Source organism: Bradyrhizobium ivorense (assembly GCF_900696085.1).
GTDB lineage: Bacteria > Pseudomonadota > Alphaproteobacteria > Rhizobiales > Xanthobacteraceae > Bradyrhizobium > Bradyrhizobium ivorense.
In genome coordinates this window covers 484,711-499,298 of sequence record NZ_CAADFC020000004.1, presented here as the reverse complement: position 1 = coordinate 499,298, position 14,588 = coordinate 484,711, and the positions used below count along the sequence as shown (strand labels likewise).

The following is a 14,588-nucleotide window of genomic DNA, read 5'->3' as shown; positions in this document are numbered from 1 at the left end:
CTACTTTGCATGGGGTTGTTTTCGCCAATTTGGCAGCGCGCCCCTCAGGCCGTCCCTACAGCGGCAGTTCCGGCTCGCGGCGGGCGTTGCGGCGGGCGTTGGTGGCGGAGGCCGAGGTCGATGAGCGGACAAAGCTCCAGCGCACCGTGGACGCCTGCCGGGCGTCCTGCCGGATCACGATCTGGGAGGTGCGGCGCGGGCCGTCATTGCCGGCGAGGAACACGCTGTCCTCGAGCTCGACCTTGTCGTCAACAGCCTCGAAGGTCCAGACGTCGCGGTTGGGCAGCACCAGCATGACGCCGCGCGCGTCCGACAGCCGGCTCGCCTTCACCGACGGGTGCAGATGGAAGCGCAGTGCGAAATCGGCGTCGCTGCCCTTGATGCGGCCGCTCGGCGCCGGCCCGACCTGGTCCTCGCCTTCGAGGCGGGTGCCGTCGTCGGAGACCATCAGCACGCGGCGGTGGATCACGCCGAAGCGGGAGAGATAGCCGTCATGCGACGCCGTGAGCATGTCGCCGTCGCTGATGGCCTCGCGGTGGCTGTCGACATTGCTGGGGCCTGAGGTGATCGGCGAACCGCGCAGCAGCCGCTTCATCGCCGACAGCTCGACGAACTGGCACGACGACGACTCGTGATAGGTCAACGTCGAATGCGCCGCGGTGGAGCGCGCGAACGGCCGCCAATTGTCGCGGCCGGTCGACGGCATGCCGCAATTGACCACGATGCGGCTCGCCCCGGAGGAGAACTCGAACGACAGGCAGCCGGCATGCGCGTCCTGGCTGACGCTCGGCGGCGGCGGCGCGCCGGTGTCGATGATCAGCGCGGTCGTGCCGGCATCGATCCGCTGGAACCCGGAATGCGGCATGTTCGACATCGGCACGCCGCGGGTGTCGTCATAGGCGAGCAGCGTCGCGACGAGATCGGACGGCGCGGTCGACATGCCGTTGAACAGCGCAAAGCTGCCGTCGCCGTGACGGAAGAAGCGCAGCATCGGCATCATGCGGTCGATGGCGTTGAGCAGCGCCGGCGGCGGCGCGATGTTCCGTGCAGCAAACGTCTGCCGCAGTGGCAAGAGATCGCTGAGCAGTTCGACCAGCGCGCCGGGATTGCGCGAGATGTGGCCGCCGTCGGGCAGGATCTGGCGCTGCAATTCGTCCGACAGCTTCCGCGAGGCGGTCTTGATGTTGCGCGCCTGGTTGGCGAGGCAGAGCGAGGCGTAGCACAGCGCGATCAGCACCTGCAGGCGCGGCACGCCGTCATTGTCGAGCGTGGAATAGCGCAGATATTTGATCTCGCGCGCCAGCCCGCGCAGATATTTGCGGTAGAATTTGCCGTCGGTGTCGCCGAGCACCAGCGGCGCCTGCGACAGCAGCGAGATCACGCGGCGCGCGCGCACGTCGGCGCGTCGCTCCAGCGGCCGCTTGCGCGCCTGGTTGGAGATCCAGTCGTCGACCAGCGAGCGGGCGTTGGCGCGGGTCAGCGCGGTGTCGGCGGCGCGCAGATGACGCAGCCAGCCGAAGCCGAGCAGCGCGGCTTCCCAATCCTCCGACGGCGGCTCGAGATCGAAGATCGAGCGGCCGTGGCAGGTTACGATCTTGCCCGCGAACACGAATCGTCCGGCATAGATCTCGGCGGCGCGGGTGGCGTCGGCGGTCCGCAGGTCGTGCGGGGCGATGATCAGGCGGTCGGTGCGGCCCGGCCACAGCCGCGACAGCGCGACGGTTCCCCCGCTCGCGCGCGCAATCATGCTGCGCGCGAAGCGGCCAGCAATCAGCGTCGAGATGCGTCTGCTTTGAGCGACCGACACGCCTAACCTTGTGGGGAGGAGTTGTTCAACGAATCCTTATTTAATCCGGAAACGCGCCCAAGAAAACGTGCCCAAGAAAACGTGCCAAGAAAACGTACCCAAGAACGCACTCGGACACCGTCTTGTCACACGCGCGAATCACTGCAACGAGCTTAGAAGAATCACGCTCAAAATCAGGATTTAACCAGCGGATTTAACCAGCCTCGCCGCGTAAAATCCATCCAGGCCGCCAAGCCGCGGATCGGCGTGCGGCAAATGGCAGGGCAGGGTGCGCAAATCACCCTCAGTGGTGATGATCTCCTCGAGGCCCGCGACTTCGCCCTTCTCGACCGGCGCGCGCCGCAGGCCTGATTCGCTCGCCAGCAGCGCGGCGATCGCCCGCTCGCCTTCCTCCGGCTCCAGCGAACAGGTGCAGTAGATCAGCGTACCGCCGGGTTTCAGCAACGCGACGGCCTTTTGCAGGAGCCGCTTCTGCAACGCCGCCAGCGCGCCGATGTCGGCCTCCTGGCGCAGCCAGGCAACGTCGGGGTGACGGCGGATGGTCCCGGTCGAGGTGCAGGGCGCATCGACCAGGATGCCGTCGAAACTTGCGGCCTGCGCCGGCCATTCGGCCGCGTCGGCGACGATGGGCTCGGCCGATAGCGCCAGCCGCGTGAGGTTGTCGCGCAGCCGCGCCATCCGCGCCGGCGAGCGATCGATCGCGGTGACACGGGCGCCGGCCAGCGCCAGTTGCGCGGTCTTGCCGCCGGGCGCGGCGCAGAGATCGGCGATCGCCTTGTCCTTGACGTCGCCGAACAGCCGCGCCGGCAGCGCGGCGGCAGCGTCCTGCACCCACCATTGGCCTTCGGCGAAACCGGGCAGCATGGTCACGGAACCCTGCAGCAGCGTGCGCACGGTTCCCGTCGGCAGCCGCTCGCCATGCAGGCGGCTCGCCCATTGCAGCGCGTCCGCCTTCACCGTGAGATCGAGCGACGGCTCGTGGCCGAGCGCGAGCGCCATGTTGCGCGCGGTCTCCTCGCCGTAATGCGCGGTCCAGCGCGCCAGCATCCACTGCGGCAGATCGAGCGTCTGCGTCTTCACCTCGTCGATCAGCCCCTGGCCCTCGCGCGCACAGCGGCGCAGCACGGCGTTGACGAGCCCGGCATATTTCGCCGCGCGGCGGTCCGATTGCACCAGCCGCACCGAGAGATCGACCGCGGCGTGATCGGGCACGTCCATCCAGATGATCTGCGCGGCGCCGATCAGCAGCGCACTTTGCGCGCGCGGCGCATCGGTCGGCACGCCGCGATCGAGCAGCCGCGACAGCAGATGGCCGAGCGTGCCGAGCCGGCGCAAAATGGTCGACACCAGCCGGCGCATCAGCGCGCGGTCGCGATCGGCGAGCGATTTCAGACCGGGATGCGCGCCGGCGCCGTCGAGCTGATCATCGAGCGTGCGATGCTTGTGCAGCACGCCGTCGAGAATGTCGGCCGCAATACGGCGTGCCGCGAGACCGGGCACTTCGGCGGGAACTGCAAACCTTGAAGGGGGCATGAAGCGGAGATATCTCGAAAGGTGCTGAGTTACATTCGGCTCATGCCCGTAACGCGAGAAACACCTCTGGCATGCGAATATGCCAAATGTAAGAATCGCGCTGAGGGATTTCAGGAACGTGATGCCGTCACTGTGAGGGCATCACAAGTCGAGGCATGCAGCCGGAGAGTTTGAGAGATCTGCCGAAGAGCTTTGCCAAAGAGTCCTGCCAAAGAGTCCCGCCATGTCCGAGAAATCTCCATCTGAAAAAACTGCATCGCCAGCGGAACCCGCCGCGCGCAAGCCACTGACGCCGGCGGCGCAACGCGCGCTCGCCGAAGCGGAGGAGCGCCGCAAGGCGGCGGAGCAAAACGCGGCCGCGCGGCCGAAGGAATATCAGGGCCCGAAAGGTCCCGAGCCGACGCGTTACGGCGATTGGGAAACCAAGGGCATCGCGTCAGACTTTTGAGACTCTTGGTAACCTGTGCCGTGCGACCCTTGCCTGAGGCCACGACTCCGGCTTAGCTTGGGAATATGTCCCCATACGAGAGAATAAATGCTCATCGGGTGCCGGGACGCCCGCCATTCGGGCGGCCGTCGTCCGGTCGCTCGGTATGGGGCCGGCGCTTCTCCTCGGTGCTGCCGTGGGTGTTCGTGCTCGGCATCGCCGTCGGCAGCACGCTTCCGATCCGCCAGTGGGTGCATTGGCCGCCGCACTGGTCGCTCGGCCGGTCGCACGATACCGACGTGATCCTGCAGCGTACCGGCGCGCCCGACATCCGGCATGCCGTCGACGTGATCAGGACCATCGATGGCGACACCTTCGAGGCGCGGGTGCATCTGCCGCCGGGCCCCGATCTGATCACGCGGGTCCGGCTGCGCGGCATCGATGCGCCGGAGTTGAAGGCGTCGTGCCGGCGCGAGTTGCAGATGGCGGAAGCGGCGACGGTGGCGCTGCGCGATCTGCTCGGCCAGGGCAGCGTCGCGATCTACAATGTCGGCCCCGACAAATATCAGGGACGCGTCGTGGCCGACGTCGCGACGAAGAAGACCGACAACGTCTCGTCCGCGTTGCTCGCCGGCGGCTATGCGCGCGCCTACAATGGCGGTCACCGCTTCGGCTGGTGTGCGAACGCCGCGCGCTGAGCGGCCGTGCTGACCAAAGCAAAAGGCCGCGCAGAGGCGCGGCCTTTGTCGTGCGCAGCTCTGATGCGTGTCAGCGCGTGACGACGACGGTCGCGCCGACCGAAACGCGCTGATAGAGATCGGTGATATCGCTGTTCAGCATGCGGATGCAGCCGTAGGAGACGAAGCCGCCGACCGAACCCGGCACGTTGGTGCCGTGGATCGCGTATTCGCCGCCGGCGAGCGTCATCGCGGCGACGCCCATCGGGTTGCGCGGCGAGCCGCCGGGGATCACGTCCGGCATGTTGGGCTTGTCGCGCCTCACCTCGGCGGGCGGCGACCAGGCGGGATTGGTGTATTTGCCGTCGATCTTCGTGGTGCCGGCCCACTGCTTGCCGGCCTTGCCGACGCCGACCGGGTAACGCATCGCGTGGCCGGAATCGAGAATGAGATAGAGCCGCCGTTCGTTGGTCCTGACCACGATGGTGCCCGGCTCGTAATTGTCACCGCGCATCCCGACCATTTCCGGCCGCGCTTCGGCCGCAGATGACATCAACACGCCCGCCCCGATGGTGGCGGCCACCGCCACCGCAATCCTCACCGACATCACACTCTCCACGTCCCAACAGCTCCCGGAGGGAGCCAAAAACGAAGCAACAAGCCCCTGCAAAAACGGGCCTGCGGTCTCACGCACGCGATGTTAACCGCGTGTCTTAACCGGATGGTTGCCACGGCGGTCGCGAGACACGTTCTGATGGCGGCAAGAAAGAAAATCTTCCGATTAAAGTAAATGACTTGAAAACAACACTTGGCCACAAACGCGCCGCGTGCGCGCCTCGTCTCTGGCAATCCCGTGAAAAGCAGAGGGCCGCGGCGAATTGCGCGCGGCCCTCAGATTCGTCGTGCGATGTTGCCGGTGTCAGCTTACGCCGGCGCGCCCTTCTTGTTCTGGCGGTTGTGTACGAGGTCGTCGACCACGGCCGGATCGGCCAGCGTCGAGGTGTCGCCGAGGCTGGACGGATCGTCCTCGGCGATCTTGCGCAGGATGCGGCGCATGATCTTGCCGGAGCGGGTTTTCGGCAGGCCGGGCGCGAATTGAATGAGATCCGGCGAGGCGATCGGGCCGATGTCCTTGCGGACCCAGGCCACCAGCTCCTTGCGCAACGCTTCGGTCGGCTCGGTGCCCTTCATCAAGGTGACATAGGCATAGATGCCCTGGCCCTTGATGTCGTGGGGGTAGCCGACCACCGCAGCCTCGGAGACCGCCTCATGCGCGACCAGCGAGCTCTCGACCTCGGCGGTGCCCATGCGGTGGCCCGAGACATTGATGACGTCGTCGACCCGGCCGGTGATCCAGTAAAAGCCGTCGGCGTCGCGCCGGCAGCCGTCGCCGGTGAAGTACTTGTTCTTGTAGGTCGAGAAGTAGGTCTGCTCGAAGCGGTCGTGGTCGCCATAGACGGTGCGCATCTGGCCCGGCCACGACCTCGTCAGGCAGAGATTGCCCGAGGTCTCGCCGTCCAGCGTCTTGCCGTCGGCGTCGACGATTTCAGGCACTACGCCGAAGAACGGCCGCGTCGCCGATCCCGGCTTCAGTTTTGTGGCGCCGGGCAGCGGTGTGATCAGAATGCCGCCGGTCTCGGTCTGCCACCAGGTGTCGACGATCGGGCAGCGGTCGTCGCCGACCACGCGGTGGTACCACTCCCAGGCCTCCGGATTGATCGGCTCGCCGACCGAGCCGAGCAGCCTGAGCGACTTGCGCGAGGTCTTCTTCACCGGCTCGTCGCCGCCCTGCATCAGCGCGCGGATTGCGGTCGGCGCGGTGTAGAAGGTGTTGACCTTGTGCTTGTCGATCACCTGCCAGAACCGCGAATTGTCCGGGTAGTTCGGCACGCCCTCGAACATCAGCGTGGTCGCGCCGTTGGCGAGCGGCCCATAGAGGATGTAGCTGTGGCCGGTGACCCAGCCGACGTCGGCGGTGCACCAGTAGATGTCGCCGTCGTGATAGTCGAAGACGTATTGATGCGTCATCGACGCGAACACCAGATAGCCGGCCGAGGTGTGCAGCACACCCTTCGGCGTTCCGGTCGACCCCGAGGTATAGAGGATGAACAGCGGATCCTCGGCGTTCATCGGCTCGCACGGGCATTCGGTGGTCACCATCTCGGCGGCGGCGTGATACCAGAGGTCGCGCGTCGGGTTCATGTCGACCTTGCCGCCGGTGCGCTTGACCACGACGACCCAATCGACCCCGCCGGTTTTGGCGATCGCCGCATCGACATTGGCCTTCAGCGGCACCTTCTTGCCGCCGCGCAGGCCCTCGTCGGCGGTGATGATCACCTTGGAGTCGCAGTCCTTGATGCGCTGGGCGAGGCTGTCCGGCGAGAAGCCGCCGAACACCACCGAATGGATCGCGCCGATCCGCGCGCAGGCCAGCATGGCGTAGGCCGCCTCCGGAATCATCGGCAGATAGATCGTGACGCGGTCGCCCTTCTTCACGTTCCGGGTGCGCAGGATGTTGGCCATCTTGCAGACTTCGTCATGCAGCTGGCGGTAGGTGATGTGCTTGGATTCGGAGGGATCGTCGCCCTCCCAGATGATCGCGGTCTGGTCGCCGCGCTTGTCGAGGTGGCGGTCGATGCAGTTCCAGGCGACGTTCAGCACGCCGTCCTCGAACCATTTGATCGAGATGTTGCCCGGCGCGAAGGAGACGTTCTCGACCTTGGTGAAGGGCTTGATCCAGTCGACCCGCTTGCCGTGTTCGGCCCAGAAGCCGTTGGGGTCCGTGACCGAGCGCGCATACATCTCGCGATATTTGGCGTCATCGATATAGGCGCGCTTGGCCCAGTCGGCCGACACGTCATAGATCTTCTCGGACATTCGCTTCCTCCACTCACTGCCACCAGCCAACAACGCGCCGGCAAGCCTTCTTGATCATTGCCGAATTATGCGTTGCCGCATTCCGGCCCGGCAAGGAAAAAGGACTGTACTTTCGTCGCGTCAAACCGCCGGGCATGCTCTGCAGCTTCTACCTGTGGTAGGATGGCTTGCCGCAACGCACCGACGAGTAACCTCTATGATGGATCGCCTGCTCCGCGTCACTGCTCTCTTGGTCGTAGTCATGTCGCTCTCGGCGCCGCTCGCCCGCGCCCAGACGGCGGCGCCGGCGCCGTCTGCGGACGCGCTGGCGGCCGCGCGGGAGCTGGTGACCACCATCCACTTCGTCGATCAGTTCAAGGCGCTGATGCCGACGCTGATGACGAGCCTCAAGCCCGCCATCGTGCAGGGCCGCAGCGAAGTCGAGCGCGACTACGACGCCCTGATGCCGGTTATGCTCGCGGCCTTCCAGGCCCGCTTCAGCGAATTGTCGGAGGCGGTCGCCATCGTCTACGCCAACAACTTCACTCCCGACGATCTGCGCGGCCTGATCGCCTTCTACAAGACCCCGGTCGGCCAGAAATTCCTCGCCAAGTCGCCCGCGCTCACGCAGCAATCGTTGCTGGCCGGCCAGAAGTTCGGACAGTCGGTTTCCGTCGAGCTGCGGCAGCGGATGATCGAGGAGTTGCGCAAGAAGGGCCACAATATCTGACCCGGTTCCGGGTCGCTCCCGGGCCCAAAATCGGTACGGACCGCCGCCTCCGTCGGCGGTTCCAGCGATCAATTCCCCGTATCGGGGCAGGCCGACATCAAGGTTATCGGCCGAATGGCACCCATGAAAGGTATTTAGAAACCTCTAGCGACTGATTCGCGACTCGCAATGTCGGCCAAGACCCCCTAAATGGCCTTCCCGGGGCCCAGACGGCCCGCCGGAACGAAGCCCCAAGAAGCGGCATTACCCGGAGAACAGGAACAAGGCGTCTAGCGAAGATGATGGATCAGCAGAACATCGCGGCTGTGCGGCCCGTTTCCGCCGATCCTGCTGTCGCTTTGGCAAAGGCGCTTGGCCAATGGCCGAAGCCGCGTCCGGCCAGCAAGCCCGGCACAATCAAGCTCGACGCATCAGGCGCCATCAAGGCCTCGGTTGAGGAACTCGCCCGCGACCTCGGCCTGCGGCTCGGCGACCAGAACGAGCTGACCATCCGCCGCATCAAACGCGGCAAGACATATTCATTCGTTCGCGCCAACGGCTCGCACGTCCGCGACGCCCGCACCATCCGCAGGCTGCACGCGATGGCGATGCCTCCGGCCTATCGCCAGGTGCGCTACTCCACCGATCCGAACACGCATCTGCAGGCGGTCGGTCTCGATGCCGCCGGCCGGCTGCAATACCGCTATCACGCCGATTGGGAGAAGGTGCGCGAGCAGCGCAAGGCGCATCGCCTCGCCAAGCTGGTGGCCGCGCTGCCGAAGATCCGGCGCAAGGTCTCGGCGTTTCTGTCGGGCGACGAGCCGACCCGCGAATTCGCGCTGTCGGCGGTGATCGAGTTGATCGCGCGCACCGCGATCCGTCCCGGCAACGAATCCTATGCCCGCCTCAACGGCACCCGCGGCGCCACCACGCTCTTGAAGTCCAACGTCACGCTGGAAGACGATTCGCTGGTGCTGACCTTCAAGGCCAAGGGCGGCAAGGCCGTGCGCAAGGAATGCGATGCGGCCAAGCTGGTGCGCGCGATCGGCGTTCTGCGCGCGGTGCCAGGCAAGCGCATGTTCCAGTATTACGACCGCTCGGGCGTCGTCCGCGCCGCCTCGACCACGGCGGTGAACGCGTTCCTGCGCGAGATCGCCGGCATCAAGATCTCGCTGAAGGATTTCCGCACCCTGATGGCATCGGCGGTCGTGGTTGAATCACTGTCGCGGATCACGCCGGCCACCAGTCAGCGCGGCCGCAAGCGCCAGGTGCTGGACGCGATCCGCGCCGCCGCCGACCAGCTCTCCAACACGCCGGCGATCTGCCGCAAGAGCTACGTCCACGACACCATCGTCACCGCTTTCGAGGACGGCATCCTCGAACGTTTCGCCGCGACGATGGGCGGCTACCGCACCCAGTCCAAGCGCGAGCAACTGCTGGCGCAGGTGGTGATGGCGGCGGGGGCTTGATTTCTTCCCTTCTCCCCTTGTGGGAGAAGGTGGCGCGGACGTAGTCCGCGACGGATGAGGGGTCTCTCTCCGTTTGCGAGAGTGTGCCGAGGGGCGCGATACCCCTCACCCCGCTTCGCTTCGCGAAGCGACCCTCTCCCACAAGGGGAGAGGGTTCACAGCCCGCCCATCTTGCAGACCATCTTCCACTCATCCGCCGTCACCGGCTGCACCGACAGCCGCGAGTATTTCACCAGCGCCATGTCGGCGAGTTTCTTGTCGGCCTTGATCGCGGCCATCGTCACCGGCGTCGGCAACGGCTTGTCGGCCTTGATGTCGACGCAGACGAACTTGCCGGTCTTGTCGGTCGGATCGGGATAGGCTTCCTTGATGATCTCGGCGATACCGACGATCTCCTTGCCCTCGTTGGAGTGATAGAAGAACGCTTTGTCGCCCTTCTTCATGTTCACGAGGTTCTGTCGCGCGGTGAAATTACGCACGCCGGTCCAGGCTTCGCCCTTTGCGCCCTTGGCGACCTGCTGGTCCCACGACCAGCTCGACGGTTCGGATTTCACCAGCCAGTACGCCATCGTCATTCCTCCGCCTTGAACGGCCGTGTCAGCAGGCCCTCGATCGCGGCATCGATGGTCAGCTTGTTCGCGAGAATCGCCGCGACCGCATTTGATACTGGCATATCGACACTTTGCGAAGCCGCCAGCTCGACCAGCACCGGCGCGGTGAAGGCGCCCTCGGCGAGCTTGCCGACCGGCGCGGCCTCGCCGCGGCCGAGTGCTGCGCCGAGCGCAAAGTTGCGCGATTGCGCGGTCGAGCAGCTCAGCAGGAGATCGCCGAGCCCGGACAGGCCGGCCAGCGTCTCGGCGCGGGCGCCGCAGGCGCGCCCGAGGCGGGCGAGCTCGCTGAAGCCGCGCGTCGTCAGCGCCGCAAGCGCGGAGGCCCCGAGATTCTTGCCCACCACGATGCCCGCCGCGATCGCCAGCACGTTCTTCGCCGCGCCGCCGATTTCGACGCCGCGCACGTCGGTCGCGTGATAGGGCCGGAACGTCGCCGAGCCGAGCGCCTGCACCAGCGCGCGCGCCAGTGCCTCGTCTTTCGTCGCCAATGTCACTGCGGTCGGCAGCCCGCGCGCGACGTCATCTGCAAAACTCGGCCCCGACAGGATCGCCGGCACCGCCTGCGGTGCCGCTTCCGCGACGACCTCGGTCATGAATTTGTGCGTGCCGTGCTCGATGCCCTTGGCGCAGGCGATCACGGGCGTGCCGGGCTTGAGATGCGGCGCAAGGTGACCGACCGCGGCGCGCAGATGCTGTGCCGGCGTTGCGGCGAGAATGATGTCGGCGCGCGCCGCAGCCGCGATATCTGATGTCACCGCGATCGCAGGGTCGAGGCGCACACCGGCGAGCTTCGGATTGATCCGCGTCGCCTCGATCTGCGCCGCATGCGCGGCATTGCGTGCGTAGAGCGTGACGCTGCGTCCGGCGCGCGCGGCGACATCGGCCAGCGCCGTGCCCCAGGCGCCGGCTCCGATCACGCTGACTGATGTGTACGCCGGCATCGGCTGGCTCTATCGGGCTCCCTCTCCCCGCGCTTGCGGGGAGAGGGTTGGGGTGAGGGGATGCATCAGCGAGCACCGGCCGTGCGGAGAGTCCCCCTCACCCGGATCGCATCTCGTGACGCGATCCGACTTCTCCCCGCATCCGCCTTCGCCCGAAGGCGGGCTTCGGCGGACAAGAGCGGGGCGAGGTGAAGCGGAGATCGCGGCGCGAGTGATTTCCATTTGCAGAAACTCAATATCCCGCGCGGCTGTTGGCGTGGCCGACGGGCGCCTTGGCGTTGGCGTCGAGCAGCCAGCGGGCGCGCGGCGGAGCTTCCATCGTGTCGGTCAGGCCGAGCGCCATCCGCTCGGCGCCGGCCCAGGCGATCATCGCGCCATTGTCGGTGCACAGCGCCGGCGGCGGGATGATCAGCGTGGTCTCGGCGCGCGCCGCGACATCCTGCAGCGCGCCGCGGATCGCGCGGTTGGCGGCTACGCCGCCGGCCGCGACCAGCGCCCGCGGCGTGCCGAACTGCTCCTGGAACAATTTTAGGCCGACGCTCAGCCGGTCCGCCGTCGTTTCCAGCACCGCGGCCTGAAAGCTCGCGCAGAGATCGCTGACGTCCTGCGGCTCCAGCGGCACCAGCCGGCTCGCTTCGTTGCGCACCGCGGTCTTCAGTCCCGACAGCGAGAAATTCGCATCGGGCCGCCCGAGCATCGGGCGCGGAAAGGTAAAGCGTTTGGCGTCGCCGTCCTCGGCGGCGCGCTCGACCTGCGGCCCGCCCGGATAGGGCAGCGACAGCATCTTCGCCACCTTGTCGAACGCCTCGCCCATGGCGTCGTCGACCGTGGTGCCGAGCCGCACATATTGCCCGACGCCGACCACGGCGACGATCTGGGTGTGGCCGCCCGAGGCCAGGAACAGGCAGTACGGGAACGCCAGCGCGCAGGTCAGCCGCGGCGTCAGCGCGTGCGCCTCGAGATGGTTCACCGCGATCAGCGGCATGTCATGCACCATCGCGATCGCCTTTGCGGTGGTCAACCCGACGATCACGCCGCCGATCAGGCCGGGGCCCGCAGCCGCCGCCACGGCCGAGAGCTGCGCATAGCCGACGCCGGCCTCCTTCATCGCGCTCGCGACGATGCCGTCGAGCAGGTCGACATGGGCGCGCGCGGCGATCTCCGGCACCACGCCGCCGAAGCGGGCGTGCTCGGCGGTCTGCGAGCGCACGATGTTGGACAGGATTTTTCCCGAGCCGTCCGCCTGGCGCTCGACCACGGCGGCCGCGGTCTCGTCGCAGGTGGTCTCGATTCCCAACACCAGCATCGGCGGTTCGTGACCCAATTTCGGCTCTTGTGCTACGGAGCATGATCCGGACGGGTGGGAACTACCTGTCCGGCCCGTGCTCAATTTCGAGAGAGATGTCCCTTCCGGGGTAGCATTGCGAGGTCTCAAAGTGCAATCGGTCACCAAGTCCCATCTCTTGCGCCTGGAGTCCTGACCGGTGGTTGTCCTCGTTACGCGCCCGCATCCCGACAATGAGGCGACGCTGGCGGCCCTGCGCAAGCGGGGCTTTGACGCCCTGGCGGCGCCGCTGCTGCGCTTCGAGCCGCTGCCGTTTCATGACGATGACGGCGCCGATCATGACGCCGTCATCGTGACCAGCGCCAATGCGCTGCGGGCGATCGATCTCGCCGGCAGCCGGCTGTTGCGGCTGCCGCTGTTCGCGGTCGGGACCCACACCGCCGATGCCGCGCGCGCGGCCGGCTTCGACCAGGTGATCGCGGCCAAGGGCGATGCGGCGGCGCTGCGCGACCTGGTGCTGGCGCAGGTCAAGGCCGGCAAGCTGAAAAAGGCCGCCACGCTGCTCTATCTTGCCGGCGCCGACCTGTCGCGCGACCTCGCCGGCGAGCTCGGCGCCAAGGGAATGACCGTCGTCACCCACACCGCCTACCGGATGGCGCCGGTGGCAAGCTTGCCGGGCGAGATCGGCGACGCCTTCATGGCGAACCGGATCACGGCGGTGCTGCATTATTCCCGCCGCAGCGCCCGGGCCTTCGTCGACGCCGTGCGGGCCGGCGGGCTGGAGATTTCGGCCTTGGCGCTGCCGCAATGCTGCATGTCAGCCTCGGTCGCCTCCGTGCTGCACGACGCCGGCGCCACCCAGGTGGTGGTGGCGGCGCAGCCGGATGAAACTGCCCTGCTCGACGCCTTAGGGCGCGCCCTGCGCCCGACGTCGACATAATTCTTTCGTCTGAACATGATGTTAGCCAGTGCTCGGTTTTTCCGATCGTGCTCTAAGAAGCTGCGCCGATTCTGTTAGAATGCGCGGCCAGCAAGTATTGAGGACCCCCCGCGATGGCTGAAGAGAGGCCCGAGGACACCACACCGTCGCCGGATGCAAGGCCGAAGCGCGCGCCGCCGACCATCGATCTCGCGGCGACCGAGGTTTCCAGCGAGACCAAGGCGGAGGGGCCCAAAGAGGCGGGCGTAGAGCCGGCCAAGGACGCGGCGAGCGCATCCGCGGATGCGGCCGCGCCTGAGACGACGCCCCAGCCTGAGGCCGCGCCGCAGCCGGAGCCCGAGACCGTTGCCACGGCGTCGGAATTTGAACCGCCGCGCCCGGTGTCGCCCTGGGTGATCGCGCCGGTATCCGGTGCGGTCGCCGCGGCGCTGGTGATCGCCGTCGGCTGGCTGCTCGGCTGGCCGGCGGTGCAGCCGGCGGCGACACCGCAGCTCAATACCGCCGCGGCCATCGACGAACTCACCGGCCGCATCACCGGCGTCGAAGCGAAGCTGAGCAAGCCGGCGGGCGATCCCGCGACAGCGGCGCGGCTGGAGGCGCTCGACAAATCGATCACAGCGCTTCGCAGCGAGCTCGCCACGACGCGCGCGCAATCCGACAAGCTCGCGGCCGCGGCCAATGCCGCGCCCCGCAACGGTGCGGCCGCGCCGGATCTTTCCAGCATCACCGCGCGGATCGACCGGATCGAGGGCGCGCTGAAAGCACAGGACGGCAAGATCGCCGACAGCAAGGCCGAAGCTAAGGCCGATGACGTGCCGCTGCGCCGGGTGGTCGCGGCGTCGCTGCTCGACGTCGCGGTCCGCCACGGCGATCCCTACGGCTCGACGCTCGACGCCGCCAAGGCGCTGTCCGACGATTCCGCGACGCTGAAGCCGCTCGAGACCTTTGCGGCGTCGGGCGTGCCGAGCGCGAACGCGCTGTGCCGCGAGCTGCTCGAGATCGTGCCGCGCCTCGCACCGCCGCCGCCGGACGCGCCGGTGGCGAACGCCGGGCTGGTCGATCGTCTGCAGGCCGGCGCCTCAAAGCTGATCCGCATCGAGCGGACCGACGGCACCGGCACCGATCGCGGCAGCATCGTCGCGCGCGTGACATCTGCCGCCGTCCATAATGATCTTGCATTGACCGAGCGCGAATTGAAGTCGCTGCCGCCGGCCGATCGCACCGCGGCGCAAGCCTGGCTCGACAAGGTGGACGCACGCCGCGCGGCGCTTGGCGCCTCGCGGAAATTCGCCGACAACGCCATGGCGGCGCTCGCCACGGTCAACCAGTAGGT

Annotated in this window: 13 protein-coding genes; 6 read left to right on the top strand and 7 right to left on the bottom strand. The window is 67.1% G+C overall.

The window, feature by feature from the left end:
• Nucleotides 1-55 precede the first annotated feature (55 nt).
• Both CI41S_RS03185 and CI41S_RS03180 read right to left on the bottom strand, forming a co-directional pair.
• The gene (locus CI41S_RS03185; protein WP_139857403.1) at nucleotides 56-1,807 is read right to left on the bottom strand and encodes a heparinase II/III family protein; all 1,752 of its coding nucleotides are present in this window, start codon (nucleotides 1,805-1,807) and stop codon (nucleotides 56-58) included.
• Between the two features lie 180 nt (nucleotides 1,808-1,987).
• Nucleotides 1,988-3,340 (bottom strand): RsmB/NOP family class I SAM-dependent RNA methyltransferase, encoded by a 1,353-nt coding sequence (locus CI41S_RS03180; protein ID WP_139857402.1) that lies wholly within the window; start codon nucleotides 3,338-3,340, stop codon nucleotides 1,988-1,990.
• 223 nt (nucleotides 3,341-3,563) lie between these two features.
• On the opposite strand from CI41S_RS03180, the gene CI41S_RS03175 reads away from it, so the two are divergent.
• Complete coding sequence (locus CI41S_RS03175) at nucleotides 3,564-3,788, top strand: DUF1674 domain-containing protein (protein ID WP_139857401.1); 225 nt, start codon at nucleotides 3,564-3,566, stop codon at nucleotides 3,786-3,788.
• A 65-nt stretch (nucleotides 3,789-3,853) separates the two neighbouring features.
• A complete protein-coding gene (locus tag CI41S_RS03170) occupies nucleotides 3,854-4,465 on the top strand; it encodes a thermonuclease family protein (RefSeq protein WP_172627892.1) in 612 nt (203 codons plus the stop codon).
• Nucleotides 4,466-4,535: 70 nt separating this feature from the next.
• Here CI41S_RS03170 and CI41S_RS03165 read toward each other — a convergent pair whose 3' ends face one another.
• Nucleotides 4,536-5,051, bottom strand: a complete 516-nt coding sequence (locus CI41S_RS03165) for a L,D-transpeptidase (protein ID WP_139857400.1) — start codon at nucleotides 5,049-5,051, stop codon at nucleotides 4,536-4,538.
• Nucleotides 5,052-5,368: 317 nt separating this feature from the next.
• The gene (acs, locus tag CI41S_RS03160; protein WP_139857398.1) at nucleotides 5,369-7,321 is read right to left on the bottom strand and encodes an acetate--CoA ligase; all 1,953 of its coding nucleotides are present in this window, start codon (nucleotides 7,319-7,321) and stop codon (nucleotides 5,369-5,371) included.
• A 199-nt stretch (nucleotides 7,322-7,520) separates the two neighbouring features.
• Here acs and CI41S_RS03155 point away from each other — a divergent pair, with 199 nt between their 5' ends.
• Both CI41S_RS03155 and CI41S_RS03150 read left to right on the top strand, forming a co-directional pair.
• Nucleotides 7,521-8,030, top strand: coding sequence for a DUF2059 domain-containing protein (locus CI41S_RS03155; protein ID WP_172627891.1), 510 nt, complete (start codon nucleotides 7,521-7,523; stop codon nucleotides 8,028-8,030).
• Nucleotides 8,031-8,308: 278 nt separating this feature from the next.
• Nucleotides 8,309-9,478: a DNA topoisomerase IB gene (locus CI41S_RS03150; RefSeq protein ID WP_139479527.1), complete on the top strand. Its 1,170-nt coding sequence runs from the start codon at nucleotides 8,309-8,311 to the stop codon at nucleotides 9,476-9,478.
• 155 nt (nucleotides 9,479-9,633) lie between these two features.
• Here CI41S_RS03150 and CI41S_RS03145 read toward each other — a convergent pair whose 3' ends face one another.
• From CI41S_RS03145 to tsaD, 3 genes are all read right to left on the bottom strand, one after another.
• The gene (locus tag CI41S_RS03145) at nucleotides 9,634-10,047 is read right to left on the bottom strand and encodes an EVE domain-containing protein (RefSeq protein WP_139479526.1); all 414 of its coding nucleotides are present in this window, start codon (nucleotides 10,045-10,047) and stop codon (nucleotides 9,634-9,636) included.
• Nucleotides 10,048-10,049: 2 nt separating this feature from the next.
• Entirely contained in the window at nucleotides 10,050-11,030 is a 981-nt protein-coding gene (locus tag CI41S_RS03140) for an NAD(P)H-dependent glycerol-3-phosphate dehydrogenase (protein ID WP_139857393.1), read from the bottom strand.
• A 232-nt stretch (nucleotides 11,031-11,262) separates the two neighbouring features.
• A complete protein-coding gene (gene tsaD, locus CI41S_RS03135; protein WP_139857390.1) occupies nucleotides 11,263-12,336 on the bottom strand; it encodes a tRNA (adenosine(37)-N6)-threonylcarbamoyltransferase complex transferase subunit TsaD in 1,074 nt (357 codons plus the stop codon).
• Nucleotides 12,337-12,514: 178 nt separating this feature from the next.
• Here tsaD and CI41S_RS03130 point away from each other — a divergent pair, with 178 nt between their 5' ends.
• Entirely contained in the window at nucleotides 12,515-13,255 is a 741-nt protein-coding gene (locus CI41S_RS03130) for a uroporphyrinogen-III synthase (RefSeq protein WP_139857388.1), read from the top strand.
• A 113-nt stretch (nucleotides 13,256-13,368) separates the two neighbouring features.
• The gene (locus CI41S_RS03125; RefSeq protein ID WP_139857386.1) at nucleotides 13,369-14,586 is read left to right on the top strand and encodes a COG4223 family protein; all 1,218 of its coding nucleotides are present in this window, start codon (nucleotides 13,369-13,371) and stop codon (nucleotides 14,584-14,586) included.
• Nucleotides 14,587-14,588: the final 2 nt, after the last annotated feature.

Excerpts from the sequence above, each read along its gene's own strand:
- CI41S_RS03180 (WP_139857402.1), bottom strand. The coding sequence starts at position 3,340 with ATGCCCCCTTCAAGGTTTGCAGTTCCCGCCGAAGTGCCCGGTCTCGCG.
- CI41S_RS03175 (WP_139857401.1), top strand. The coding sequence starts at position 3,564 with ATGTCCGAGAAATCTCCATCTGAAAAAACTGCATCGCCAGCGGAACCC.
- CI41S_RS03170 (WP_172627892.1), top strand. The coding sequence starts at position 3,854 with ATGTCCCCATACGAGAGAATAAATGCTCATCGGGTGCCGGGACGCCCG.
- CI41S_RS03165 (WP_139857400.1), bottom strand. The coding sequence starts at position 5,051 with ATGTCGGTGAGGATTGCGGTGGCGGTGGCCGCCACCATCGGGGCGGGC.
- acs (WP_139857398.1), bottom strand. The coding sequence starts at position 7,321 with ATGTCCGAGAAGATCTATGACGTGTCGGCCGACTGGGCCAAGCGCGCC.
- CI41S_RS03155 (WP_172627891.1), top strand. The coding sequence starts at position 7,521 with ATGGATCGCCTGCTCCGCGTCACTGCTCTCTTGGTCGTAGTCATGTCG.
- CI41S_RS03150 (WP_139479527.1), top strand. The coding sequence starts at position 8,309 with ATGATGGATCAGCAGAACATCGCGGCTGTGCGGCCCGTTTCCGCCGAT.
- CI41S_RS03145 (WP_139479526.1), bottom strand. The coding sequence starts at position 10,047 with ATGGCGTACTGGCTGGTGAAATCCGAACCGTCGAGCTGGTCGTGGGAC.
- CI41S_RS03140 (WP_139857393.1), bottom strand. The coding sequence starts at position 11,030 with ATGCCGGCGTACACATCAGTCAGCGTGATCGGAGCCGGCGCCTGGGGC.
- tsaD (WP_139857390.1), bottom strand. The coding sequence starts at position 12,336 with ATGCTGGTGTTGGGAATCGAGACCACCTGCGACGAGACCGCGGCCGCC.
- CI41S_RS03125 (WP_139857386.1), top strand. The coding sequence starts at position 13,369 with ATGGCTGAAGAGAGGCCCGAGGACACCACACCGTCGCCGGATGCAAGG.